The following is a 24,540-nucleotide window of genomic DNA, read 5'->3' on the forward strand; positions in this document are numbered from 1 at the left end:
TCGCCCGGTCAGCCGGCCACACGCGGCGCCGGCACGTCCGCGCCGTCCCAGCGGTAGAAACAGTTGGCGATCGCGTCGCGGGGCGAGCGCCAGGTGGGCAGGTACGGTGACGTGTGTGCCGACAGCCGTTCGTTGACCTGCTGGAACAACGGATGGTTGCGGGCCGCGGCAAGGGCGTCCGCGCCGACGTCGTCGGTCTCCATGAGGTGTACGCACAGGTCGTGCAGGCAGTACAGGGACCGGTGGCGAATCCCGGTCAGGCTGGGCAACTCGGTCTCGTCGGACTCGGCGAAGATCTGCGCCACGCGACCCTCCGCGCCCGGGATGATTCTGCTGACGATCACTAGACGGCTCATCGGACCCCTCTCACCGGTGGGTTCGGCCCGGACGGACACCGGGTCGCGGGCCGCTGTGCCCCCACCCTGTCGCCCGCGCAGTCACCTGTCCGTCAACGTCCGGGATCGGTGCGGTGACGTACCGTCATCGGGCCTGGAGAGGTGGCCCGCGTGACGAGGTGCCGACGGGGTCCGCTGCTCGGGCGGCTGGCGCGACGGATCGGGTCGAGGGTCTCCGCGAGCAGCGCGCTCATCGCCGGCGACGGCTCCAGCCGTAGTTCCCGCAGCAGCAGGTCCCGGTAGACGTAGAAGGCGTGCACCGCCTCGAAGGCGTTGCCTTCGGCGAGGTGGATGCGTACGACCAGCCGGTGCGGTGTCTCGCGCAGCGGCTCTGCGGCCATCGCCTCCAGCGCCGCCTCCAGTGCCTCGCCGTGCCGCCCGGCGGCCAGGTGCTGCCCGGCGACCTGCTCCAACATGTGCAGTCGGAGTTGGCGCAGCCGCTCCCGGTCGGCCAGCACCCAGTCGTCGTACCAGCCGGGCAGCAGGTCGTGTCGACCGGCGGCGAGCGCCTCCGCGGCGTCACCGGGGGAGTGGCCGTCCCGTACCCGGCTGGCCGTGTCGACGAGCAGATCGACATCAACCCGGACCAGCGGGTCGAGGCGGACGGTGTCGGCGGCGGTGGCCAGCGGGCAGTAGGGATCCTGCCGTAGCCGCCACAGTGCGGTCCGCAGTGAGGACAGCGCCCGTTCCTCGGTGGCTTCCGGCCAGAGCAGGCCGGCGAGGTGGGTACGGGTCGCACCCGGACGGAGCCCGATCAGCGCGATGATCCGCTGCAGGCCGCGGGGCACCACCACCGGAGTGTCGCCGTGCGTCAGGCGGAACCCACCGAGCAGATGCAGCCGGATGTTGCTGTCGTGGTGCTGGCCCGTGGTCGGGGTGGGCGGAACAGCGGCCACGGCGGCACCCCCTGCGAAACGCGTCGGTTGCGTGTCTTGGCCGGGTCCCGGTGTGGCCGCCGTGACGCCACTGTCGACTCGCTGGGCCGCCGCACGCGGGGTGCGGTGCCGGGTCTGACCGCCGTGAAGATTATCAATAGCAGTTACTCTGAGTCAACGATGTTGTCGGCAAAGTAACCCGGCTGGCTCTTGTGAGACCACCTCTGAACTGGCCAATCTCGCTGATCATGGTGGCCGGTGCCGCTCAGCTAAATCACAGATTGCGTCAACTCAGCGTCACCAGTGTGGGTTCTTTCCCGGGGTGTCCGTGACGCCCGGGTGACGCGGTGCTCCGCATCGTGGCGGCAGCCGTCCGGGCACATCCGGTGGCCTCGCCACCGACCCAATGGGGGGGGAGGACCAGCATGGACCGAACGCTGATCGTCGCGAAGGTGGTCCCGTCCGCCGAGTCGGCGGTCGCCGAGATCTTCGCCGAGTCCGACACGACGGAACTACCCCGCCTGGTGGGGGTGCGGCATCGCTCGCTGTACCGCCTGCACGACCTGTACGTGCACCTCATCGAGACCGAGTCGGCCGGTGACGGTGCCGTGGAGGCCGTTCGGGAGCACCCCGAGTTCGTCCGGGTCAGCAGCCGACTGAGCCAGCACATCTCGCCGTACCTGCCGGAATGGCGCTCGCCCCGGGACGCCATGGCGCGCTGCTTCTATCGCTTCGACGGGCGTCGGCCGTGACCGCCACCGCGCCGTCGGGTGAGACCCTGTGGTCCCGGTGCGGCGGTTGTGCCGCGCTGCTCTACCGCAAGCGGCTGCGCCGCAACCTCGACGTCTGCCCGGAGTGCGGCCGGCACGCCCGAGTCGCCGCGCCCGAGCGGGTCCGGCAACTGGTCGACCCCGGGTCGTTCCGGCCGTTGCCGGACCGCGCGGTCGAGGTGGACCCGATCGGTTTCGTCGATGTCCTGCCGTACCCGCACCGGCTCACCGCGGCCCGCTCCGACACCGGCCTGCCGGAGGCCGTGCTCTGCGGCACCGCCACGGTGGGTGGGACACGCTGTGCGCTCGCGGTGATGGACTTCCGGTTCCTCGGTGGCAGCCTCGGATGCGCCGTCGGCGAGCTGATCACCCGCACCGCCGAGCAGGCGCTGGAGGCACGCCTCCCGCTGGTCCTGGTCACCGCCTCCGGTGGGGCCCGGATGCAGGAGGGCGCCCTGTCGTTGATGCAGATGGCGACCGTCAGCCAGGCGATGGCCGCGTTGCGCGAGGTCGGGCTGCTCACCGTCAGCGTGCTGACCGATCCCACCTATGGCGGGGTGGCCGCCTCCTTCGCCACCAGCGCCGATCTGGTGCTTGCCGAGAGCGGCGCCCGGATGGGTTTCGCCGGCCCCCGGGTGATCCGCCAGGTGACCGGCCGGAGCCTGCCGGAGGGCTTCCAGACCGCCGAGTTCCTGCTGCGGCACGGCCAGGTCGACCTGGTGGTGCCCCGGCACGCGCTGCGCGCCCGGCTGGCGACGCTGCTCGCCGTGGCGGACGCCGGCCGCCGGGCCGCGAACCGGGCCGGCGCACCCGCCCCACCACCCGAGGCGGCCCATCCGGTCGAGGAGTCCGGGGCACCGGTCCGCGACGCCTGGGAGACGGTACGTCTGGCCCGGCACCCCGGTCGACCCACCACGCTGGACTACCTGGAGACCAGCTTCGACGGCTTCACGGAACTGCACGGCGATCGGCTCGGCGGCGATTGTCCGGCGGTGGTCGGAGGGCTGGCGCGGCTCGACGGCCGGCACCTGATGGTCATCGGCCACCAGAAGGGACACACCACCGCCGAACTTGCGGCCCGCAACTTCGGCATGGCCACCCCGGCGGGACATCGCAAGGCGTTGCGGCTGATGCGACTGGCGGCCCGGCTCGGGCTGCCGGTGGTGACCCTGGTCGACACCCCGGGAGCCGACCCGGGAGTGGACGCGGAGGAGCACGGTCAGGCGGCGGCCATCGCGGAGAACATCCTGACCCTGAGCGTGCTGCCCACGCCGGTGGTGACCGTGGTGACCGGGGAGGGCGGCAGCGGCGGTGCGCTCGCCCTGGCCGTGGCCGACCGGGTCTTGATGCTCCAGCACGCGGTCTACTCGGTGATCAGCCCGGAGGGCTGCGCCGCGATCCTCTGGCCCGGCCGTACCGCCGCCCCGCAGGCGGCCCGGGCCCTGCGGTTGACCGCGCCGGATCTGTGCCGCCTCGGAGTCGTCGACGAGGTCGTTCCCGAGCCGGACGGCTCGGCCGCCGACGACCCCGAGGCGACGGCGCGGGCCGTCCGGCAGGCGTTGCTGGCGAACCTGCTGCCACTGCTGGACGTGCCGGCGGTGACCCTCGTCCAACGACGACGACGGCGTTTCCGCCGCTTCGGCGCCGCCCGCTCCAGTGCCCGGGCGGGTGCCCGGTGAGCGCCGCTCCCACCGTCGCCGGTGAGCCGGCGTCGGAGGTGAACGTCTCCCTGCCGACCGCCGCGCCGCTGGCCGACGCGGACGAGGCACGGACCGGACGGGCCGACGCGCACCTCGCACGCACCGAACCGGCCATCCCGGCCGGTGACCAGATCGGGCACCTCGCCGGTCCGGGGACCGGTCGGCACACCGGAGCCGACGTCGCCCTGACCGAACTGCGCCGACACGCCCGGGAGCTCGTCGCCGACCTTGCCCACCCGGTACGCCGGCTGCGGCTGCGCCTCGGTGACGCCGAACTGGAGGTCGAGTGGGAACGACCGGTCGGTCCGGACCCGGGCGCACCGTCCGGTCCCACGAGTTCCGCCGCCCCCGTCCCGCGGTCGCCAGCCGGTCCGTCCGCCCCGCCGGCGGCGGCTCCCGCGACGCGCACCAACGTCCGCTCGCCGATGGTCGGCACCTTCTACCGGTCGCCGCAGCCCGGCGCCGCGCCGTTCGTGGCCGTCGGCGACCTGGTCCGCCCCGGGCAGGTCATCGGCATCGTCGAGGCGATGAAGCTGATGAACGAGATCGTCGCCGACCGGCCCGGCCGGGTCGTCGAGGTCCTGGTGACCGACGGACAACCGGTGGAGTACGACCAACCACTTGTCGCTCTGGATCCGGTCTGAGGGCGGGGGTGCCGATGTTCTCCAAGGTCCTGATCGCCAACCGGGGCGAGATCGCGCTGCGCATCCTGCGCGCGTGCCGGGAGCTGGGCATCCGTACCGCGGTGGTCTACTCCACCGCGGACGCCGACTCCGCTGCGGTGCGGTTGGCCGATGAGGCCGTCCGGATCGGCCCCTCGGCCAGCCGGCGCAGCTACCTCAACGCCGCGGCGGTGGTGGAGGCCGCCCGCAAGGTCGGTGCCGAGGCGGTGCACCCGGGTTACGGCTTCCTCTCCGAGGACGCCGATTTCGCGGAGATCTGCGCGGACAACGGACTGACCTTCGTCGGCCCGCCGCCGCACGTGATGTCCGTGCTGGCCGACAAGTCCTCCGCCCGTGCGTTGATGAGCCGGGCCGGGCTGCCGTTGGCACCGGGTGCCGTGCAGCCGGTGCCGACCGCCGCCGAGGCCGCGGCCGTCGCCGCCGAGGTGGGCTACCCGGTCATCATCAAGGCCGCCGCCGGGGGAGGGGGCCGGGGGATGGCCGTGGTCCACGCCCCGGCGGACCTGCCCCGGGCGTACGCCCGCACCCGGGCCGCCGCCCAGGCCGCTTTCGGTGACGACCGGGTGTACGTCGAGCGTTACCTGACCGACTCCCGGCATGTCGAGGTCCAACTGCTCTGCGACGCGCACGGCAACGGTGTGCACCTGGGCACCCGGGACTGCTCGGTGCAGCGCCGGCATCAGAAGCTCGTCGAGGAGGCGCCCGCGCCGGCGTTGTCCCCAGCGACGCTGGACGCCATCGCCAGCACCGCCCTGCGCGGCGCACTCGACGTCGGGTTCACCGGTGCCGGGACGGTGGAGTTCCTGGTCGACGTCGAGGAGCGGTTCCACTTTTTGGAGATCAACTGTCGGATCCAGGTGGAACACCCGGTCACCGAGATGATCACCGGTATCGACCTGGTGCACGAGCAGTTCCACATCGCCGCCGGCACCGCGTTGCGCTGGCGTCAGGAGGATGTCCGGTTCACCGGGGTGGCCATCGAGTGCCGGGTCAACGTGGAGGATCCGAATCGGGGCTTCACGCCGACCCCCGGCCGCCTGGACCGGTTCGTGCCGCCTGGCGGCCCGTTCACCAGGGTCGACACCCACGGCCACGCCGGTTACCTGGTGGGGCCGTACTACGACTCGCTACTGGCGAAGGTCGCGGTCTGGGCACCGGACCGCGACCTGGCGGTGAGCCGACTGGACCGCGCCCTCGGTGAGTTCGACATCTCCGGGCCCGGGATGCGGACCACCATCCCGTTCGTCCGCCGGGTGCTCGACGACGCCGAGTTCCGCAAGGGGCGGCACTCCACCGGGCTGGTGGACCGTCTGATCGCCGCACCGAAACCCGCACACCCGAGGAGGAAACGATGACCGTCACCGACGGCCCTTCGCTGACCGCGGAGATAACCGACATCCTGGTCACCAACTGCGGGCTCGACCCGGACGTCGCCGCCCGCGCGCCGGCCGCCTCCCTGGAGGAACTGGGCATGGACTCGCTCGCCCTGCTCGAACTCTCGGCCGTGGTCGCCGACCGGTGGCAGGTGAACATCCCGGAGCAGGCCACCCAGTTGAGCATCCCCGCCGTGGCCGACCTGGTCGCCCGGCGGGCCGATCCGCCCGGCCACACCGAGAACAGCATCGTCATCGCCGCGCCGCTGGAGCTGGTCTGGTCGGTGACGAACGACGTGGCGGGCTGGCCGGACCTGTTCACCGAGTACGCGCGGGCCGAGATCCTCGACCGGGACGGGGACACGATCCGGTTCCGGCTCACCATGCATCCCGACGAGAACGGCGTCGCGTGGAGCTGGGTCAGCGAACGCACCGCCGACCCGGCCAGCCGGCAGGTGCGGGCCCGGCGGGTGGAGACCGGACCGTTCGAGTACATGCGGATCCGTTGGACCTACACCGAGGAACCGGACGGCGTCCGGATGACCTGGGTGCAGGACTTCGCCATGAAGCCGACCGCACCGGTGGACAACGCCGGGATGACCGAACGGATCAACACCAACAGCGCGGTACAGCTTGCCGTGATCAAGGAACGCGTCGAACGGCTCGCCGGGTACCCGGCGAGCACGCCGCTGACGAGCGTGGCGTCGACCGGTACGAGCAGGACAGGAGCAGACGATGAGTGAACTCGCCCTGGTGGCCGCCCGGGACGTGCCCGCCGACCGTCGCCGTGGCGGCGAACTGCGCGTCCTGCTCGGTCCGCGCACCGTCGGCAGCACCTCGGGTTTCATGGGTGTGGCCACCATGGCGCCGGGCGAACGGATCGCCGAGCACTACCACCCGTACAGCGAGGAGTTCCTCTACGTCGCCCGGGGCGCCATCACCGTCGACCTGGACGACGAACCGGTGCCGCTGGCGGCCGGTGAGGCGCTGTTCGTGGCCCGCAACGTCCGGCACCGGCTGCGCAACACCGGCCACCTCCCCGCCGAGGTGGTCTTCCACCTCGGACCGTTGGCCCCGCGCCCGGAACTCGGCCACGTCGACACCGAGCTGGTCGAACAGCGGGACCGGTCATGACCACCCGGCGTACCGTGGTCACCGGCGTCGGGGTGGTCGCCCCCGGCGGGGTGACCCGGGACCGGTTCTGGAAGAGCATCACCGAGGGACGTACGGCGACGCGAAGGATCAGCTTCTTCGACCCGTCGCCGTTCCGGTCGCAGATCGCCGCCGAGTGCGACTTCGATCCGGACGCCGCCGGGCTGACCCCCGCCCAGCGGCAGCGCGCCGACCGGTACGTGCAGTTCGCGCTGGCCTGTGCCGCCGAGGCGGTCGCCGACAGCGGGCTGGAACTCACCGACGCCGAACGTGACCGTACGGGTGTCGTCCTCGGCACCGCCGTCGGCGGCACCATGGCGCTGGAGCAGGAGTACGTGACGGTCAGCGACAGCGGCCGGCACTGGTTGGTCGACGCGGCCCTCGGCGGCCCGTACCTCTATCCGGCGCTGATGCCCAGCAGCCTGGCCGCCGACGTGGCCTGCCGACACGGCCTGCACGGCCCGGCCCAGGTGATTTCCACGGGCTGCACCTCCGGCATCGACGCCATCGGGTACGCCCACCAACTCGTCGTCGACGGTGAGGCGGACATCGTGCTCGCCGGGGCCGCCGACTCACCCATCTCCCCGGTGACCGTGGCGTCCTTCGACGCCATCAAGGCCACCAGCCCGGACAATGACGACCCGGCGCACGCCTCCCGTCCCTTCGACGCCGACCGGCACGGCTTCGTCCTGGCCGAGGGGGCGGCGGTGCTGGTGCTGGAGGAGGCCGGACACGCCGCGCGGCGGGGGGCGCACGTCTACTGCGAGGTGGCCGGTTACGCCAGCCGCAGCAACGGCTACCACATGACCGGGCTGCGACCGGACGGCCTGGAGATGGGGCTGGCCATCACCGACGCGTTGCGGCAGGCCCGGTTGGCCCCCGACGACGTCTCCTACATCAGCGCCCACGGCTCCGGCACCCGGCAGAACGACCGGCACGAGACGGCCGCCTTCAAACGGTCGCTCGGGTCGGCGGCCCACCGGGTGCCGATCAGCTCGATCAAGTCGATGGTCGGGCACTCGCTCGGCGCCATCGGCGCCATCGAGATGGCCGCGTGTGCGCTGGCCATCGAGTTCGGCGTGGTGCCGCCGACCGCCAACTGGACCACCCGGGATCCGGAGTGCGACCTGGACTACGTGCCCAACGAGGCCCGGGAGGTTCCGGTGGACGTGGCGCTCTCGGTGGGCAGCGGATTCGGCGGCTTCCAGTCGGCCATGCTGTTCCGCCGGTTGGCCCGGGACGTGACACGGTGAGCATCCGCCGGGTGCCGGCGGCCGGCGCGGTGACCACATGACGGGCGGGCGGGCCGTGGTCACCGGCATCGGCGTGGTGGCGCCCACCGGCGTCGGCGCGGACGAGCACTGGCGTTCGGTCCTGGCCGGCCGTCGCCGTACCGGGCCGATCACCCTCTTCGACGCCTCCGGTTATCCGACCCGGCTCGGTGGTGAGGTGGCGGACTTCGACCCGGCCCGGTACGCCGACAACCGCGCCCTGGTGCAGACCGACCGGTGGACGCACCTCGGTTTCGCCGCCACCGCGCTGGCGCTGGACGACGCCGGCCTGCCGGACCGGGCCACCGACCCGTACGCCTGGGCGGTGACACTGGCCAGCGCCTCCGGCGGCAACCTGTTCGGCCAGCGGGAGCTGCAACGCCTCTGGTCGTCACCGACGCGTACCGTCGGCGCGTACCAGTCGATCGCCTGGTTCTACGCGGCCAGCGTCGGACAGCTCTCCATCCGACACCAGGCCAAGGGCCCGTGCGGGGTGGTGGTGAGCGAGGCGGCCGGTGGGCTGGACAGCCTCGCGCACGCGGTGCGCACCGTGCGGCGAGGCGTCCCGGTGGTGCTCGCCGGAGCGACCGAGTGCCCGCTGAGTCCCTACGCGTTGGCCTGTCAGCTGCGTTCCGGCCTGCTCAGCGAGGTGGCCGATCCGGAACGGGCCTACCGGCCGTTCGACGCCACCGCCAGCGGTTACCTGCCCGCCGAGGGCGGCGCGGTGTTCGTGGTGGAGGAGCTGGGCCACGCGGTCGCCCGGGGCGCGCGCATCTACGGCGAGGTGTCCGGCTGGGGTGCGACCCACGACGCGGCACACACCACTGCGGACAGCGCGGGCGACCCCCACCAGTACGCCCGCGCGATGCGGCTGGCCCTGGGTCGGGCCGGCGTCGAACCGGACGAGGTGGACGTGGTGGTCCCCGACGCTCTCGGGGTGCCCCGCTACGACCGGGCCGAGGCCAGCGCGTTGCGGGCCGTCTTCGCCGCCCGCACACCGCCGGTCAGTACCCACAAGGAGTTGACCGGGCGGGCGCATCAGGGTGGGTCGGCGCTGGATGTGGCCACCGCCCTGCTCGCCTTCGCACACGACACGCTGCCCGCCTCAGCCGGTCCGGACGTGGTGGCCGAGGGATGTGAACTGGACTTCCTGCGGGCCGAGCGTCGCCCGCGTACCCGGGTCGCCCTGGTCTGCGCCCGGGGCTTCGACGGATTCAACAGTGCGCTGGTGCTGCGCGGTGCGCCGCCGGCCGGAGAGGAATCGTGATGAAGGCACGGGAGCGCGAGGAGCGAGCTGACGAGCACCGCGCACGGGTGGTTTTCCTGGTCCGGGTGCCCGACGAGCGCACCGGCGACTTTCTCCGGGCGTACGAGGCGGTCCGACACCTGGTCGCCGGCGGGGTACCGGGCCACCTGGTCGACCAGGTGTGCCGTTCGTCGACCGATCCGGAGCAGTGGCTCATCACCAGCGAGTGGACCAGCCTGGCTCACTTCGAGGCGTGGGAGCGCAGCCCGGAGCACCGCGAGCTGGTCCGGCCGATGCGGGAGTGTTTCACCGACGCACGGTCGCTGCGATTCCACATCCACGCGCAGACCCCGGTCCCGGCCTGAACACCGCCCGGGAACCCGCACGTTCGGTACCGACGCCTGCACTGTAGGTCGACACACGGAATCGATCATCCTCGCTGGTCGGCCTGGCGACAATCCGGCCAGTCGCCCGTGTCGGGCATCCATTTGCATGAAGCAATGTCCATCGGGCCTGCCGTAGGGTTCCCGGCAAGACTCCGAGGAGGGCGACCTGCGGGCTCGTGCATAGCGCCGCGACGTCCGTGCTGGAGGGTGGGAGTGTCATGACCGGACCGCTGTTCTCGCCGGGCGGGGCCGACCGGCGGTCTCCCGCCGACCTGCCGTCCCGGGTGACCGACCTGGCCGTGGCCGGTGGGCGGTCGCGGCGGGCGCGCCTCTCGGCGCGGCCCGAGGTCGACCTCGGTCGGGACCGCTGCTCACCGGGTCGCCCGGGTGCGTCGCGTGGCGACGTAGCGCCGGGCCTTCTCGACGGTCCCGCAGTCGTCCATGCTGCACCAGCGGCGGCTGCGGTTCTTGCTCTCGTCGTGGAACAGGAAGCGGCAGCCGCCGCATCCCTTGATCCGGTCCAGCGCGCCGGTGGTGAGCAGTTGGACTGCCGCGTGGACCACCGGCCGTAGCGGCCGGGCCGCTGTGTGATCGTCCCGCCAGGTCCAGACGTAGCTGCCGGCCCGGTCGAGTAGTGCGTGGGCGAGTGCGTCCGCTTCCTCGTCGCGTAGGTGGGCCAGATCCGCGCCACTCGGGCTCCGGCCGGTGGCCAGGGCCCGGAACACCTCGTCGAGACGGTCGCGGGTGCGCAGCGCTCGTCCGAAGGCGGCCTGCGCGGCGTCCGGGTCGTCGTGGCTCAGGCGGAGCGACCTGGTCACCTCGGCTTCGGTGAGGGTGCCCGCGTATCCGGCCCAGGCGACCAGCTCGGGGTAGCCGGTGAGCACGTCGCCGTCGGGTGACCCGACCGGTGGTCCGGTGCGGGTGTTCACGAAGTCCAACGCGAGGTTGCCGCCCACCAGGCGCAGCCTCCTGACACCCTCGAATGTTTCCATCAAAACCGACTTTACCAGTTGACCGATGATGCACGGCTCTCTAGTGTTTCCGTCGTAATGCGTTTAGGCGGTAACAGAGGAGAGTGCATGGGACGCGGACGGGCGACAGCGGTGTTGATCGGTCTGTCCGGCGGGACCTTCCTCTACACCACCGCCGAGGCGCTGCCCATCGGGCTGCTGCTGCCGATGGCCACGGACCTGGTCGTCTCACCCGCGGACGTGGGCATGCTGGTCACCGCGTACGGCGCTGTGGTGATGGTCGCCTCCGTCCCGTTGACCGCCCTGGTCCGCCGGGTTCCTCGCCGACGGCTGCTGTCGGCGCTGCTGGCCGGCTTCGTGGTCAGCAACGTGATGGCGGTGTTCGCGAGCACCTTCGCGTTGCTGATGGCGACCCGGATGGTGACCGCGGCGACGCACGCGTTGTTCTGGGCGGTGGTGGTGCCGGCGGCCGCGGAGCTGTTCCGACCGGGTCTACGCGGGCGGGTGGTCGCGATCGTGTTCGCCGGCGGCAACATCGCCCTGGCCCTCGGCGTCCCCGCGGGCATCTGGCTCGGCGAACGCGCCGGCTGGCGGGCCTCGTTCCTGGCGGTGGCCGGGCTCGGCGCGGTCGTGTTCGTCGTGGTCGCCGCACTGCTGCCCGCGACGCGGCCGGAGCAGGGACACGCCGCCCGTGGCGCGGCTCCCGACGCCCGCCGCTTCTGGCTGCTGGTGACCGTGGCCGTGTCGGCGACCGCCGGCGCGATCGCCGCCTACACCTACATCGCCCTCTTCGTGACCGAGGTCAGCGCGATGCCCGCCGCCTCGGTCGGCGCCGTCCTGCTGGTCCGCGGCATCGCCAGCGTGCTCGGCATCCTCGCCATCGGCATGCTGGTGGATCGCAGCCCCTGGCTCGCCCTGGTCACGACGGTCGCGCTGCAGTCGCTGGCCCTGTTCGGGCTGTACACGCTGGGCCACCAACCCGCCGCGGCCGTCGGCCTGATCGCGCTGGCCGGCCTGGCTTTCGCCGCGTTCACCGCGACCCTCGGTGGCCTCGTCCTACAGGTGGCGCCGGGGCGCTCGGACCTCGCCGCCGCCACGGTCTCCGCCGCCGTCAACGTGGGCATCACCGGTGGTGCCTTCGTCGGTGGGATCACCCTGCCCAGCCATGGCGTGCACAGCACGGTGCTGATCGGCGTGCTGCTCAGCGTCGTGGCTCTGGTGCTGGCGCTCGGCGAACGACTCATCCGGCCCACCGCCCGGGCACCGCAGGCAACGCCCGAACCGACCCGCCCCGTGTCGTTCGGCGGCACCCGGTGACCGCTACCGTTGCGCCTCCTCGGCGCGGTACGTCGCGGCGAGACGTTTCGGGGCGCGGGCGTACCAGGCCTCCACGATCAGCTCGGTCAGCTCGGCAACATCGATCCGGTCCAGCCGGACCAGCACCGACGGGTAACCGTCGAAGTGTGGCGTGGTGAAAAAGAGGCCCGGGTCGTCGGCGAGCAACGCTTCCTTGACGCCGAGGTCGGCCACCCGGACCCCGAGGATCGGACCGTCCGGTGCGGCCGATCCGAGGTCGTGGAGCTCGTTGCCGCGTAGCGGGCGTTCCCAGACGAACGCCTTGTCCTTCACCCGCCACGCGGACACCCCGTTGTAGGAGGGCCGCTCGCTGGTCTCCGGCAGGCCCAGCGCGATTCGGCGTACGTCGTCCCAACTCGCCATCTCCCGACGGTACGCCAGGTGACGCGCGCGGTGGGGTCCCGTCCGGTCCGGCTCCTTCCGTCCGGACCTCGCCGCCCGGTGACCGCCCGCGCTGGCGTGACGGCCTCGGGTCGACGATGGTGGACCGCATGGAGATCACGTCCGGTCCACCCCCGGCCTGTCTGGCCGACTTCGCCGGCCTGGCCCGGACGGTGCTGCCGCCGCACGTCTGGGACTACGTGGACGGTGGCAGTGGTGCCGAGGTCACCCTCGGTGGGAACCGCAGCGCCCTGGACCGGGTCGGCGTGCTGCCGAGGGTGCTGACCGGAGTGACCACTCCGACGCTACGGACCCGGTTGCTCGGCCGGGACTACGCGATGCCGGTGGGGGTGGCGCCGATGGCGTACCAACGGCTGGTGCATCCCGACGGCGAGCCGGCGCTGGCCGCCGCGGCCCGCGCCGCCGACGTGCCGTACCTGGCCAGCATCCTCGGCAGCACACCGATCGAGCAGGTCACCGCCACCGGTGCCGAGGTCTGGTTCCAGCTGTACTGGCTGCGCCACCGCTCGCTGGTGGCCGACCTGCTGACGCGGGTCCGGGCGGCCGGGTGCCGGGCACTGGTGGTCACGGTGGACGTGCCGGTGCTCGGTCGCCGGCTCCGGGACCTGCGCAACGCCTTCCGACTGCCACCGGAACTGGTCCCGCCGAACCTGCCAGGCGGTCGCGACGACCTGGCTCACGGCGGTACGCCGGGCGTCACCCCGCTGTCCGCGCCGCACGACGCGCCCTTCGCCCCGGCCCTGGGCTGGGCGGATCTGCGGTGGCTACGGGAGCGGTGTGACCTGCCGCTGGTCGTCAAGGGCATCCTCGACCCGGCCGACGCCGTACGCGCCGTCAACGCGGGTGCGCAGGCGGTGGTCGTGTCCAACCACGGCGGCCGGCAGCTCGACGGTGCCCCGGCCAGCGCCACCATGCTGCCCGAGGTGGTGGCGGCCGTCGGTGAGCGGTGCGAGGTGCTGCTGGACAGCGGGATCCGCAGCGGCGTCGACGTGCTGCGCGCGTTGGCGCTGGGTGCCGACGGTGTCCTGGTCGGTCGGCCGATGCTCTGGGCCCTGGCGGCCGGTGGGCAAGCGGCGGCCAGCACCGCGCTGTCCCTGCTCGCCGACGAACTGCGGGACGCGTTGGCCCTGGCCGGTTGCGCCGATCCGGCGGCGGCCCGCGCCCTGCGCACGGTGCCGGTGGGCTGACCGGCACCGGATGGCGACTCATCGCGTTCATCCGTTTGCAACAGGTGATCGCTGCCCTGCCGTCGTCCTGGATGGACGGTCATAATGGGCGACATGGTTGCCTGGGAATACGCTCTGTTGGTCCGCCGCTACCAGGGGCAGGGCCGCAATTTTCATGTCTCGTTCGTCTGGTACGGCCCCGACGGGTCCCGCAAGGACATCACGGCGTACGGCGACACCGCCATCGCCCATCTCAACCGCGCCGGGCGCGACGGTTGGGAACTCGTCTCCGCCGCCGAGGACGTGAACAACGTGCAGGGCAGCACCGAGGTGCACCGCTACCACCTCAAACGCCCGCTCGCCTGAGCCGGGCCGGATACCACCGAGCGCGCCGGGTCGGGGCATCCCGGCCCGGCGCGCCCGTTGTCAGCCCAGCTCGACGTCGGGGTAGAGCGGGAAGCCGCCGAGCAGGTCACCGGCCTGGCGACTGATCTTGTCCGCGAGGGCCGGGTCGAGGACGTACTTGGCCTTGGAGGCGGTGCCGTCCGGGTTCGCTCCGGCGCTGGTCTGGCTGAGCACGGTGTGGATCAGCTCGGCGGTGGTGTCCATCTCGGCCGTGCCGAGCCCACGGGTGGTCAGTGCCGGCGTGCCCACCCGGATGCCGGAGGTGTACCAGGCGCCGTTGGGGTCCTGCGGCACGGCGTTGCGGTTGGTGACGATGCCCGAGTCCAGCAGCGCCTGCTCGGCCTGCCGACCGGTCAGCCCGTAGCCGGTCACGTCGATCAGCACCAGGTGGTTGTCGGTGCCGCCGGTGACCAGCTTGGCGCCCCGGCGCAGCAGGCCCTCGGCGAGCGCCTGCGCGTTGTCGACGACCTGCCGGGCGTAGTCGGCGAAGTCGGGCCGGCGGGCCTCGGCGAGTGCCACGGCCTTGGCGGCCATCACGTGCGGCAGCGGGCCGCCGAGCACCATCGGGCAGCCCCGGTCGACCTGGTCGGCCAGCTCCGGGCCGCAGAGCACCAGGCCGCCGCGCGGGCCACGCAGCGACTTGTGAGTGGTGGTGGTGACGATGTGCGCGTGCGGCACCGGGTCGAAATCGCCGGTGAAGACCTTGCCGGCGACCAGGCCCGCGAAGTGGGCCATGTCCACCATGAAGGTGGCGCCGACCGAGTCGGCGATCTCCCGCATGATCCGGAAATTGACCTTGCGCGGGTACGCCGAGTAGCCGGCGACCAGCACCAGCGGGCGGAACTCACGCGCGATCTCGGCGACCCTGTCGTAGTCGACCAGGCCGGTGGCCGGGTCGGTGCCGTAGCTGCGCTGGTCGAACATCTTGCCGGAGATGTTCGGCCGGAAACCGTGGGTGAGGTGCCCGCCGGCGTCCAGCGACATGCCGAGCATCCGCTGGTCGCCCAGCTCGCGCCGCAGCGCGAACCAGTCCGCCTCGGTCAGGTCGTTGACGTGGCGCGCCTCGGCTCGCCGCAGCGCCGGTGCCTCGACGCGGTCGGCCAGGATCGCCCAGAACGCCACCAGGTTGGCGTCGATGCCCGAGTGCGGCTGCACGTACGCGTGCGTCGCGCCGAACAGCTCCCGGGCGTGCTCGGCGGCGAGCGCCTCGACGGTGTCCACGTTCTGGCAGCCGGCGTAGAACCGCCGTCCGACGGTGCCCTCGGCGTACTTGTCACTGAACCAGTTGCCCATGGCCAGCAACGTCGCCGGGGAGGCGTAGTTCTCGCTGGCGATCAGCTTGAGCGATTCACGCTGGTCGGCCAGCTCCGCCCCGATCGCGTCGGCGACCCGTGGCTCGACACCACGGATCACCTCAAGAGCGCTGCGGAAGGCGGTGGATTCGGCGTTGCGCGGCATGCGACCTCCAGGTGACGTACGGAAGGCCCAGGCGCTCGGCATGCGTCCTCGTGACGGGACCGCTCCCCGATGGTTCTCCATCTCCAATGCGCCAGTCACGGCCCGAGGGGATCCTACCGGGTACCCCGTCCCGGCGGCCGCAGTGCCGGTCGGGCGCGGTCCGGGCGATCACTACGATCGATCACATGGCGGGAACGGACAGTGCTGGCAGCCTCCTGGCCATCAGCGACCTGCACGTGCGGCATCCGGAGAACCGGACCATCGTCGAGGGGATACGTCCGAGAACGCCGCAGGACTGGCTGCTCGTCGCCGGTGACGTGGGGGACACGGTCGCCGAGGTGGAGTGGGCGCTGCGGCTGCTGGCCGACCGGTTCGCCCGGGTCGTCTGGTCGCCGGGCAACCACGAGCTGTGGACGCCGCCCGGCGATCCGGTGACGTTGCGCGGCGCGGCGCGCTACGCGCACCTGGTCGAGCTCTGCCGTGACCTCGGCGTGGTCACCCCCGAGGACCCGTACCCGGTGTGGCAGGGGCGTGGCGGCCCGGTGACGGTGGCGCCGTTGTTCCTGCTCTACGACCACAGTTGGCGGCCGGACGGTTTCGACACCCCCGAGGCGGCGCTGGCCGAGGCGTACCGCACCGGCATCGTCTGCACCGACGAGTTCCTGCTGCACCCCGACCCGTACCAGAGCCGTTCGGCGTGGTGCGCGGCCCGGGTGGCCGAGACCGCCCGCCGGCTCGCCGAGCGCGATCCGGCGCTGCCGACCGTGTTGATGAACCACTGGCCGCTGGTCCGGGAGGTGACACGCGTCCTGCGGTATCCGATCTTCGCCCAGTGGTGCGGCACCGACGCCACCGCTGACTGGCACGTACGCTTCGACGCCGCCGCGGTGGTCTACGGCCACCTGCACATTCCGCGTACCAGCTGGCACGACGGGGTGCGGTTCGAGGAGGTGTCGGTGGGCTACCCGAGGGAGTGGCAGCCGCGTCGGGTACCCCCGGGTCGGTTGCGGCAGATCCTGCCGGCACCGGAGGGGACACCGTCGACGGCCTGGTGATCGAGCCGGCAAGCCGATGCCTGTCGTCGTACCCTCGCAGATGTGGCGACGGCGGCGGAGGAGATCCAGGTGGGGCGGCGGACGGTCCGCGTCACCAGCCTGGACAAGCCGTACTTCCCCGAGCGGGGGCTGACCAAGCTGGACGTGGTGCGCTACTTCCTCGCCGTCGGCGACGGCATCCTGCGCGCGCTGCGGGACCGACCGACCATGCTGGAACGGTGGCCGCGTGGCGTGTTCGAGGGCGCGACCATCGCCACCCGGCAGGACAACCGGGGTGACGCGTTCTACCAGAAGCGGGTGCCGGCCGGCGCGCCCGACTGGGTGGGCACCGCCCACATCACCTTCCCCAGCGGACGCAGCGCCGACGAGATCGCACCGGGGGAGTTGGCGGTGGTGATCTGGGCGGTCAACCTCGGCACGCTGCGCTTCCATCCGTGGCCGGTGACCAGAGCGGACGTGGAGCGGCCGGATCAGCTGCGAATCGACCTGGACCCGCAGCCGGGGGTCGGGTTCGACCAGGTGGTGCCCGTGGCGCAGCAGGTCCGCGGCTTCCTCGACGAACTCGGTCTGGTCGGTTACCCGAAGACCACCGGCGGGCGGGGCCTGCACGTCTACGTGCCGATCGAGCCCCGGTGGAGCTTCGGTGACTGCCGCCGGGCGGTGCTGGCCCTCGGCCGGGAGATGCAGCGACGCCGCCCGGACCTGGTCACCACCACCTGGTGGCGGGAACAGCGGGACCGGCCGGTCTTCGTCGACTACAACCAGATGGCCCGGGACCACACCATGACCTCGGCGTACTCGATCCGGCCGACGCCGGCCGCGTTGGTCTCCGCGCCGTTGGACTGGGCGGAGCTGGACGACGTCCGGCCGGAGGACTTCGACGTGACCACCATGCCGGGCCGGTTCGCCGAGCGGGGCGACCCGCACGCCGGCCTGGACGAGCACCGCTTCTCCCTGGCTCCGCTGTTGGAACTGGCCGACCGGGAGGGCCTGGACCCGCCGCCCGAGCGCTGAGCGGTCACGCCCACGGGCTGCGCACCCCGTCGTACTCCTCGAAGACCAGCCAGCTGCGGGTGGCGAGCACGCCGGCGATGCGCTGCACCCGGTCCAGCACCACGTCCCGCAGGGTGGCGTTGTCCGGCGCCCGGACCAGCGCGAGCACGTCGTGCTCGCCGCTGAGCAGCGCCACATGCTCGACGTAGCGCACCCGGGCCAGCTCCGCGGACACCTCCCGCCAGGTGTTCTGCCTGATCGTCAGCGCGATGTACGCCGAGGTGCCCAGGCCGGCCGCCTCCGGGGCGACCCGCGCGGCGAAACCGGTGAGCACCCCGTCGCGCAGCAGCCGCTCGACCCGGGCGTAGGCGTTGGTCCGTGAGACGTGCACCCGCTCGGCGAGGGTCCGGATGGAGAGCCGACCATCACGGGTCAGCTCGTCGAGGATCCGCCGATCCACCTCGTCGAGGGTGACGGCCGAACGTCCCGTTCCGCCCCGCCGGTCCGCCTCCTCGGCAGCCTCCTGGCTCATCACGGCCTCCCTGAGTGCCATCTGTCCCGCGTTCACCGGGCATCTTGAGTCAATCATCCGACAGCAGGAGCATAGGGCCACCACACGTCCAGGAGGTTCCGCCGTGACCACCACCCCCCAGGCGGCCCGCAGGGCATCCCCGCGTACGCGGCGGCCGGCCACCCCGGCCGCGCCCGACCCCGCCGCCGGCCTGCTGCCCCAGACCGATCCGGTCCGGCTGCTCAACCCGGACGGCACCCTGCTGCCGGCCCGCGCGGACTACCCCGAACCGCCCGTCGAGACGCTGCGCGAGATGTACCGGCGGATGGTCGTCGGCCGGCGCTTCGACGCGCAGGCGACCGCGCTGACCAAGCAGGGCCGGCTGGCCGTCTACCCGTCCTCCCGGGGCCAGGAGGCCTGTCAGGTCGGCGGCGTCCTGGCGCTGCGCGACGACGACTGGGTCTTCCCGACCTACCGCGAGTCGATGGCGTTGACCGCCCGTGGCATCGACCCGGTCGAGGTGCTGACGCTGCTGCGCGGTGACTGGCACTGTGGCTACGACCCGGCGCAGCGGCGCACCGCGCCGCAGTGCACCCCGCTGGCCACCCAGTGCGTGCACGCCGCGGGCCTGGCCTACGGGGAGTCGTACCAGGGGCGCGACACCGTGGCCCTGGTCTACATCGGCGACGGTGCCACCAGCGAGGGCGACTTCCACGAGGGAGTCAACTTCGCCGCCGTCTTCAAGGCGCCCGTCGTCTACTTCGTGCAGAACAACCGGTACGCCATCAGCGTCCCGCTGTCCCGGCAGACCGCCGCGCCGTCGCTCGCCCACAAGGGCGTCGGCTACGGCGTCCCCAGCGAGCAGGTCGACGGCAACGACCCGATGGCCGTCCTCGCCGTGCTCAACCGCGCGGTCGCCTACGCCCGTGCCGGAAAGGGACCGTTCCTGGTCGAGGCGCACACCTACCGGATGGAGCCGCACACCAACGCCGACGACCAGACCCGCTACCGCGACGCCGAGGAGGTCGAGGCGTGGCGCGACCGCGACCCGCTCGTGCGGCTGGAAACCTACCTGCGTGGCCGCGACGTGCTCGACGACGCGGCCGTCGCCGAGATCGCCGAGCAGGCCGAGACGTACGCCGCCCAGCTCCGGGAAAGGATGAACACCCAACCCACGGTCGACCCGCTCAGCCTCTTCGACCACGTCTACGCCGAACCCACCGCGCAGTTGGTGGAGCAGCGGGAACAGGTGCGCGCCGAACTGGCCGCGGCAGCGGAGGGGGACGCCTGATGGCCACCATGACCATGGCGAAGGCGCTCAACGCCGCGCTCGCCGACGCGATGCTCGACGACGAGCGGGTGCTCGTCTTCGGCGAGGACGTCGGCCAGCTCGGCGGGGTCTTCCGGATCACCGACGGACTGCAGGCCCGCTTCGGCGACAAGCGCTGCTTCGACACACCCCTGGCAGAGGCCGGGATCGTCGGATTCGCCGTCGGACTGGCCATGTCCGGGCTGCGGCCGGTGGTCGAGATGCAGTTCGACGCGTTCGCGTACCCGGCGTTCGAGCAGATCGCCTCCCACGTGGCGAAGCTGCGCAACCGCACCCGGGGCGCGCTGAGCGTGCCGATGGTGATCCGGGTGCCCTATGCCGGCGGCATCGGCGGGGTGGAGCACCACTGCGACTCCTCGGAGGCGTACTACGCGCACACCCCGGGCCTGAAGGTGGTCACCCCGGCGACCGTCGACGACGCGTACTCGCTGCTGCGGGAGGCGATCGACGACCCCGACCCGGTGGTGTTCATGGAGCCGAAGAAGCTCTACTTCGCCGCCGCCGAGACCGCGCTGCCGGCCCGGACCGAGCCGTTCGGCCGGGCGGTCGTACGCCGGTCCGGGCGCGACGCCACCCTGATCGCGTACGGTCCGGCCGTCCCGGTCGCGTTGGAAGCCGCCGAGGCCGCCCGCGAGGAGGGGTGGGACCTGGAGGTGGTCGACGTACGCACCATCGTGCCCTTCGACGACGCCACGATCGCCGCCTCGGTGCGGCGTACCGGGCGGTGCGTGGTGGTGCAGGAGGCACAGGGCTTCGCCGGGGTGGGCGCGGAGATCGCCGCCCGGGTGCAGGAGCGCTGCTTCCACGCGCTGCACGCCCCGGTGCTGCGGGTGGCCGGGCTGGACATCCCGTACCCGGCGCCGATGCTGGAGCACACCCACCTGCCGTCGGTCGACCGGGTGTTGGACGCGGTGGCCCGGTTGCAGTGGGACGACCAGCCCGACCGACGCTGGCTGACCGAGGACAGTGCGGCATGACCGAGAAGGTTTTCCTCCTGCCGGATCTCGGTGAGGGTCTCGCCGAGGCGGAGATCGTGCAGTGGCGGGTCGCGGTCGGCGACACGGTCACCGTGGACCAGACCGTGGTCGAGGTCGAGACGGCCAAGGCGGTCGTGGACGTGCCCTGCCCGTACGCCGGTCGGGTCGTCGCGCTGCACGGCGTCGAGGGCGAGGTACGCCCGGTGGGCCAGCCCCTGATCACCGTCGCCGAGTCGGTCCGCGGGCCGGCCGACGGCGGTGAGCCGGCCGGGCACGCGGTCTACCGGGAGGAGGAGCGGGCCGGCTCCGGCAACGTCCTGATCGGGTACGGCACCGGACACGGCGGCTCCCGGCGGCGGCGCCGTTCCCGACTCGCGGCCGTCGCGTCCGCCAACGGCACGGCGACGATCCCGGCGGGCGCGAGGTCGACGCCGGTCGCCGGCGCCCACCCGTCAGCCACCGCGCCGGTCCCGGCCGGCGGGCCTGCCGCACCGGTGCCGGCACTGGTCATCTCGCCGATCGTGCGGCGGCTGGCCCGCGAGCACGGGGTGGATCTGCACACGGTGCGCGGCAGCGGCCCGGGCGGCGTGATCCGCCGAGCCGACGTGGAGGTGGCCGCCGGCCTCAGCACCGACCCGACCCCTGCGGCCCGGCTCACGGTGCTGCCCGAGCCGCCCGTGACCGACCCGCTCGGGACCGCGTCGGACCTCGTCATCCCGTTGACCGGTATCCGCCGGACCATCGCGGACAAGCTCTCCCGCAGTCGCCGGGAGATCCCCGAGGTGACCATCTGGGTCGACGCCGACGCCACCGCCCTGCTCCAGACCCGGGCCGCGATCAACGCCGCCCGGCCGGACCACCCGGTCAGCATTCTGGCCCTGCTCGCGCGGATCTGTCTGTCCGGGCTGCGCCGGTACCCACAGCTCAACGCGCGGGTCGACACCGAGGGACAGCGGATCATCCAGTCCGCCGGGGTGCACCTGGGCATCGCCGCCCAGACCGACCGCGGCCTGGTGGTGCCGGTGCTGCGGGACGCCGAGCGGCTCACCACCACCGAACTCGCGACCGAACTCGCCACCACCACCGCCGCGGCCCGGGCCGGTGAACTGCCGCCGTCCCGGCTCACCGGGGGAACCTTCACGCTGAACAACTACGGGGTGTTCGGCGTCGACGGCTCGACCCCGATCATCAATCACCCGGAGGCCGCGTTGCTCGGTGTCGGCCGCATCGTGGACAAGCCGTGGGTCGTCGACGGTCAGCTGGCGGTCCGGAAGGTGACGCAGTTGAGCCTCACCTTCGACCACCGGGTCTGTGACGGCGGCGTGGCCGGCGGGTTCCTGCGGCACGTGGCGGACTGTGTCGAGCAGCCCGCGTTGCTGATCGCCACGGTCTGACGGCGGCGTCGATCGGGGGTTCGTCCCGTCCTCCACCGGGATGTGGAGGCGCACCCCGATCGACGCCACGACCGGCGCGGGGCCGGGTGCGGACGCGTGGGCCGCGAAGGTGGTCCGTGGTACGACGCCGGACATAGCCCCACCCCCGGCCGAGATCGCCCGAAACGTCATCGCTGACATTTTCCGTTCGCCCGGGTGCGATTACGGGAAAGGTTTCTCCATGCCATGACCCCGCTCTTGGCCGAAACCGCGAAAACGTCGGTGCCGAGCTAGGGAGAATGTGGCGAGGAAGCGGCGATAAACGGGGGAGACGCATCATGATGTTGAGGCGGCGACTGACGCTGTTGGCGGTGAGCGTCGCAGCGGCACCGCTGGCGCTGGGCGCGTGCACCGGCGACCGCAGGCCCGGGCAGCCCGCCGAGGCGCAGGCCCACCCGGAACTGGCCGTGACGCCGGCCGAGGGCACCCGCGACGTGCCGGTCACCGGGGAGATCGGCACCCAGGTCACGCACGGGCGGGTCACCGCCGTCCGGATCACCGACGACAAGGGCGCGACCGTCCCGGCGGAGCCGCGCGAGGACGGTTCCGGCTGGGTGCCCAGCAAGACTCTGGAGCCGAAGCGGACGTACACCGCGGAGGTCACCGCCACCGGCGACTCCGGAAAGACGGTAACCCGTAGGACGTCCTTCACGACCCAGCCGAAATCATCCAAACCGGCTATCACGAGCACTTTGTATTTCGCCGGTGATCGGACGTACGGCACCGCGATGCCGGTAACCGTCGCCTTCGACCCGCCGATTCCCAAAGAGGCTCGGGCGGATGTGCAGCGCCGTTTGTTCGTGAAAACGGATCCGCCGCAGCCGGGCACCTGGTCCTGGGTGTCCGACGGCAGTCAGGTCTATTACCGGGCACCCGACTTCTGGCGACCAGGTACGACGATCAAGGTTCGCGCCGCGTTGGAGGGCCTGCCGATCGGCAAGGAGAGCGTCGGTGACGCCGACCGGCGGGCCACCTCGAAGATCGGTCGAGACATCCAGTTGGAGATCGACAACGCCAGCAAGCAGATGTCGGTGATCCGGGACGGCAAGCTGTTGCGCAAGCTGCCGGTCAGTCTCGGCAAACCGAGCACGCCGACGTCCAGCGGCAAGATGGTGATCATGGAAAAGCACGACTTCACCACCTTCGACACCCGGGGCTCAGCCGATCCGTACGTGGTCGACGTCGAGGACGCGCAGCGACTCACCTGGGGCGGTGAGTTCATCCACGGCGCACCCTGGTCGGAGGGGGATCAGGGATACACCAACGTGTCGCACGGATGCACCAACCTGTCGGCGGCCAACGCGGACTGGCTGATGGGTATCACCCAGGTCGGGGACCTGGTGACCGTCAAGGGCACCGAGGTCGCCCTGGACGAGGGCAACGGCTGGACGGCGTGGAACGTCAGCTGGGAGCAGTTCGCCAAGGGCAGCGCGCTGCCGGTGCCCGCCAATCTGCGGCCCACCCCGACCCAGGCGCCGGACCCGGGAGCGGTCGCCGGAGGGTCGCCCGAACCGCAGCCATCGGCGAGCGGGGGCTGACCCAGCGTACGCGCCGGGCCACCCCGACGTGGGTCGGCCCGGCTCGGTCCCCGGACGGCCGTCACGCCAGGTGCGGGATGGTCCCTAGGGTGGACACGACCGCCCTGCGGGTCATGCCCTGGGCTTACCCGGAACCACCGTCGAGCAGGGTGGAAGTGTCGGTGGCGGGGGATAGGTTCGCCCTATGCGACAGCACGAGGAGCGGTTCCACGTCGAGACCACCGTGTCCGACGAGGCAGTGTGCGTTCGCGTGGCCGGTGTGATCGACATCGCCACGGTTGCGGCGTTCCGCGCCGCTCTCTGGGCGGCGCCCACCCGCGGTGAGCTGAGGGTGGATCTCTCCGAGGTCCGGCTGCTCTCCGCGGCCGGGGTGCGCACGCTGGTCGCGGCCCGGCTCTGGGTGCGGTCGCAGGGCGGCGCCCTGGTGCTGGTCGACCCGCCACCGGTGGTGGAGCGAGTGCTGCGCACCACCGGCCTGCGGCAGGTCATCCCGGTTGTCGACGTCACGCCGGAGCGGCTGCTCGCCGCGGTGTGACCGGTCGAAAACGCACCGCCGCCGGCGTCATCGGCACGGGGTGCCGATGACGCGTCCGGCGCCGGGCACGGGGGCCGGCGCCGGACGCGCGATCTCAGCGGACGCCGAGCAGGTCGACCACGAAGACCAGGGTCTCGTTGGGTTTGATGACCCCACCCGCGCCCTGGCTGCCGTACCCGAGGTGCGGCGGGATGGTCAGCCGACGCCGGCCGCCCACCCGCATGCCCACCACGCCCTGGTCCCAGCCGGCGATGACCCGTCCGCCGCCGAGCGGGAAGTCGAAGGGCTCGCCCCGGTTCCAGGAGGCGTCGAACTCGGCGCCGGTGGAGTGGGACACGCCGACGTAGTGCACGCGGGCCACCTGCCCGGGCTGCGCTTCCGGGCCGTCGCCCACGGTGATGTCCTCGATCACGAGGTCGGCCGGCGGGGCACCCTCGATCGGACCGATCTCGGGCTTGCTCGCTGCCTGGTTCATCTGGATTCTCCTGGTGCGTCGGTTCCGGTCAGCACAATCCTGCCGGATGCTACGCGGTGCGGCGGGCGTCACCGGTAGGTGACG

At 72.2% G+C, this 24,540-nt stretch carries 26 protein-coding genes and 1 riboswitch; of the genes, 19 read left to right on the top strand and 7 right to left on the bottom strand.

The window, feature by feature from the left end:
- Positions 1 to 8 precede the first annotated feature (8 nt).
- Both Vlu01_RS05185 and Vlu01_RS05190 read right to left on the bottom strand, forming a co-directional pair.
- A complete protein-coding gene (locus Vlu01_RS05185; RefSeq protein ID WP_203994708.1) occupies positions 9 to 356 on the bottom strand; it encodes a TcmI family type II polyketide cyclase in 348 nt (115 codons plus the stop codon).
- A gap of 92 nt (positions 357 to 448) precedes the next feature.
- Positions 449 to 1,291, bottom strand: coding sequence for an AfsR/SARP family transcriptional regulator (locus tag Vlu01_RS05190; RefSeq protein ID WP_203994711.1), 843 nt, complete (start codon positions 1,289 to 1,291; stop codon positions 449 to 451).
- Between the two features lie 404 nt (positions 1,292 to 1,695).
- On the opposite strand from Vlu01_RS05190, the gene Vlu01_RS05195 reads away from it, so the two are divergent.
- From Vlu01_RS05195 to Vlu01_RS05235, 9 genes are all read left to right on the top strand, one after another.
- Complete coding sequence (locus Vlu01_RS05195) at positions 1,696 to 2,022, top strand: TcmI family type II polyketide cyclase (RefSeq protein ID WP_203994714.1); 327 nt, start codon at positions 1,696 to 1,698, stop codon at positions 2,020 to 2,022.
- A complete protein-coding gene (locus Vlu01_RS05200; RefSeq protein ID WP_203994717.1) occupies positions 2,019 to 3,719 on the top strand; it encodes an acetyl-CoA carboxylase carboxyltransferase subunit alpha in 1,701 nt (566 codons plus the stop codon). Before Vlu01_RS05195 ends, Vlu01_RS05200 begins: the two co-directional genes overlap by 4 nt.
- Before the next feature lie 134 nt (positions 3,720 to 3,853).
- A complete protein-coding gene (gene accB, locus Vlu01_RS05205; RefSeq protein ID WP_239095707.1) occupies positions 3,854 to 4,384 on the top strand; it encodes an acetyl-CoA carboxylase biotin carboxyl carrier protein in 531 nt (176 codons plus the stop codon).
- Between the two features lie 14 nt (positions 4,385 to 4,398).
- Positions 4,399 to 5,778 carry an acetyl-CoA carboxylase biotin carboxylase subunit gene (locus Vlu01_RS05210; protein WP_203994719.1) on the top strand — a complete coding sequence of 460 codons (1,380 nt, stop codon included), beginning with the start codon at positions 4,399 to 4,401 and terminating at the stop codon, positions 5,776 to 5,778.
- Entirely contained in the window at positions 5,775 to 6,539 is a 765-nt protein-coding gene (locus tag Vlu01_RS05215) for an SRPBCC family protein (protein WP_203994721.1), read from the top strand. Before Vlu01_RS05210 ends, Vlu01_RS05215 begins: the two co-directional genes overlap by 4 nt.
- Entirely contained in the window at positions 6,532 to 6,930 is a 399-nt protein-coding gene (locus tag Vlu01_RS05220) for a cupin domain-containing protein (protein WP_203994724.1), read from the top strand. The genes Vlu01_RS05215 and Vlu01_RS05220 overlap by 8 nt, the downstream gene beginning before the upstream one ends.
- Positions 6,927 to 8,201, top strand: a complete 1,275-nt coding sequence (locus Vlu01_RS05225; RefSeq protein ID WP_203994727.1) for a beta-ketoacyl-[acyl-carrier-protein] synthase family protein — start codon at positions 6,927 to 6,929, stop codon at positions 8,199 to 8,201. Before Vlu01_RS05220 ends, Vlu01_RS05225 begins: the two co-directional genes overlap by 4 nt.
- A gap of 37 nt (positions 8,202 to 8,238) precedes the next feature.
- Positions 8,239 to 9,486, top strand: coding sequence for a beta-ketoacyl synthase N-terminal-like domain-containing protein (locus tag Vlu01_RS05230; protein WP_203994729.1), 1,248 nt, complete (start codon positions 8,239 to 8,241; stop codon positions 9,484 to 9,486).
- The gene (locus tag Vlu01_RS05235; RefSeq protein ID WP_203994731.1) at positions 9,486 to 9,830 is read left to right on the top strand and encodes an antibiotic biosynthesis monooxygenase family protein; all 345 of its coding nucleotides are present in this window, start codon (positions 9,486 to 9,488) and stop codon (positions 9,828 to 9,830) included. Before Vlu01_RS05230 ends, Vlu01_RS05235 begins: the two co-directional genes overlap by 1 nt.
- 392 nt (positions 9,831 to 10,222) lie before the next feature.
- On the opposite strand, the gene Vlu01_RS05240 is transcribed toward Vlu01_RS05235, so the two are convergent.
- Positions 10,223 to 10,843, bottom strand: coding sequence for a CGNR zinc finger domain-containing protein (locus Vlu01_RS05240; protein WP_203994739.1), 621 nt, complete (start codon positions 10,841 to 10,843; stop codon positions 10,223 to 10,225).
- A gap of 87 nt (positions 10,844 to 10,930) precedes the next feature.
- Between Vlu01_RS05240 and Vlu01_RS05245 the strand changes: the two genes are divergently transcribed.
- Positions 10,931 to 12,139: an MFS transporter gene (locus tag Vlu01_RS05245; protein WP_203994741.1), complete on the top strand. Its 1,209-nt coding sequence runs from the start codon at positions 10,931 to 10,933 to the stop codon at positions 12,137 to 12,139.
- A 3-nt stretch (positions 12,140 to 12,142) separates the two neighbouring features.
- On the opposite strand, the gene Vlu01_RS05250 is transcribed toward Vlu01_RS05245, so the two are convergent.
- Positions 12,143 to 12,541 carry an MmcQ/YjbR family DNA-binding protein gene (locus Vlu01_RS05250; RefSeq protein WP_203994743.1) on the bottom strand — a complete coding sequence of 133 codons (399 nt, stop codon included), beginning with the start codon at positions 12,539 to 12,541 and terminating at the stop codon, positions 12,143 to 12,145.
- Between the two features lie 128 nt (positions 12,542 to 12,669).
- On the opposite strand from Vlu01_RS05250, the gene Vlu01_RS05255 reads away from it, so the two are divergent.
- Together Vlu01_RS05255 and Vlu01_RS05260 are read left to right on the top strand one after the other, a co-directional pair.
- Positions 12,670 to 13,767 (top strand): alpha-hydroxy acid oxidase, encoded by a 1,098-nt coding sequence (locus tag Vlu01_RS05255; protein ID WP_373307282.1) that lies wholly within the window; start codon positions 12,670 to 12,672, stop codon positions 13,765 to 13,767.
- A gap of 84 nt (positions 13,768 to 13,851) precedes the next feature.
- Positions 13,852 to 14,112 carry a hypothetical protein gene (locus Vlu01_RS05260; RefSeq protein ID WP_091088513.1) on the top strand — a complete coding sequence of 87 codons (261 nt, stop codon included), beginning with the start codon at positions 13,852 to 13,854 and terminating at the stop codon, positions 14,110 to 14,112.
- Between the two features lie 60 nt (positions 14,113 to 14,172).
- On the opposite strand, the gene Vlu01_RS05265 is transcribed toward Vlu01_RS05260, so the two are convergent.
- Positions 14,173 to 15,609 (bottom strand): glycine hydroxymethyltransferase, encoded by a 1,437-nt coding sequence (locus Vlu01_RS05265; protein WP_203994747.1) that lies wholly within the window; start codon positions 15,607 to 15,609, stop codon positions 14,173 to 14,175.
- 18 nt (positions 15,610 to 15,627) lie between these two features.
- Positions 15,628 to 15,718, bottom strand: a riboswitch (ZMP/ZTP riboswitch).
- 76 nt (positions 15,719 to 15,794) lie between these two features.
- Between Vlu01_RS05265 and Vlu01_RS05270 the strand changes: the two genes are divergently transcribed.
- Positions 15,795 to 16,664: a metallophosphoesterase family protein gene (locus Vlu01_RS05270; RefSeq protein ID WP_203994752.1), complete on the top strand. Its 870-nt coding sequence runs from the start codon at positions 15,795 to 15,797 to the stop codon at positions 16,662 to 16,664.
- Positions 16,665 to 16,706: 42 nt separating this feature from the next.
- Positions 16,707 to 17,678 (top strand): DNA polymerase domain-containing protein, encoded by a 972-nt coding sequence (locus tag Vlu01_RS05275; RefSeq protein ID WP_203994755.1) that lies wholly within the window; start codon positions 16,707 to 16,709, stop codon positions 17,676 to 17,678.
- A 4-nt stretch (positions 17,679 to 17,682) separates the two neighbouring features.
- Here Vlu01_RS05275 and Vlu01_RS05280 read toward each other — a convergent pair whose 3' ends face one another.
- On the bottom strand, positions 17,683 to 18,189 hold the full coding sequence (locus Vlu01_RS05280) for an Lrp/AsnC family transcriptional regulator (protein WP_203994767.1): 507 nt from the start codon (positions 18,187 to 18,189) through the stop codon (positions 17,683 to 17,685).
- 103 nt (positions 18,190 to 18,292) lie between these two features.
- Between Vlu01_RS05280 and pdhA the strand changes: the two genes are divergently transcribed.
- From pdhA to Vlu01_RS05305, 5 genes are all read left to right on the top strand, one after another.
- The gene (pdhA, locus tag Vlu01_RS05285; protein ID WP_203994784.1) at positions 18,293 to 19,459 is read left to right on the top strand and encodes a pyruvate dehydrogenase (acetyl-transferring) E1 component subunit alpha; all 1,167 of its coding nucleotides are present in this window, start codon (positions 18,293 to 18,295) and stop codon (positions 19,457 to 19,459) included.
- Complete coding sequence (locus Vlu01_RS05290; protein ID WP_203994787.1) at positions 19,459 to 20,475, top strand: alpha-ketoacid dehydrogenase subunit beta; 1,017 nt, start codon at positions 19,459 to 19,461, stop codon at positions 20,473 to 20,475. The genes pdhA and Vlu01_RS05290 overlap by 1 nt, the downstream gene beginning before the upstream one ends.
- Complete coding sequence (locus Vlu01_RS05295) at positions 20,472 to 21,869, top strand: dihydrolipoamide acetyltransferase family protein (RefSeq protein ID WP_203994789.1); 1,398 nt, start codon at positions 20,472 to 20,474, stop codon at positions 21,867 to 21,869. Before Vlu01_RS05290 ends, Vlu01_RS05295 begins: the two co-directional genes overlap by 4 nt.
- A gap of 317 nt (positions 21,870 to 22,186) precedes the next feature.
- Complete coding sequence (locus tag Vlu01_RS05300; protein WP_203994791.1) at positions 22,187 to 23,446, top strand: L,D-transpeptidase; 1,260 nt, start codon at positions 22,187 to 22,189, stop codon at positions 23,444 to 23,446.
- Positions 23,447 to 23,630: 184 nt separating this feature from the next.
- Positions 23,631 to 23,981, top strand: a complete 351-nt coding sequence (locus tag Vlu01_RS05305) for an STAS domain-containing protein (RefSeq protein WP_203994793.1) — start codon at positions 23,631 to 23,633, stop codon at positions 23,979 to 23,981.
- A gap of 94 nt (positions 23,982 to 24,075) precedes the next feature.
- Here Vlu01_RS05305 and Vlu01_RS05310 read toward each other — a convergent pair whose 3' ends face one another.
- Positions 24,076 to 24,456: an FKBP-type peptidyl-prolyl cis-trans isomerase gene (locus Vlu01_RS05310; RefSeq protein WP_203994795.1), complete on the bottom strand. Its 381-nt coding sequence runs from the start codon at positions 24,454 to 24,456 to the stop codon at positions 24,076 to 24,078.
- Positions 24,457 to 24,540 lie beyond the last annotated feature (84 nt).

Source organism: Micromonospora lutea, from assembly GCF_016863535.1.
GTDB classification, from domain to species: Bacteria; Actinomycetota; Actinomycetes; order Mycobacteriales; family Micromonosporaceae; genus Micromonospora; species Micromonospora lutea.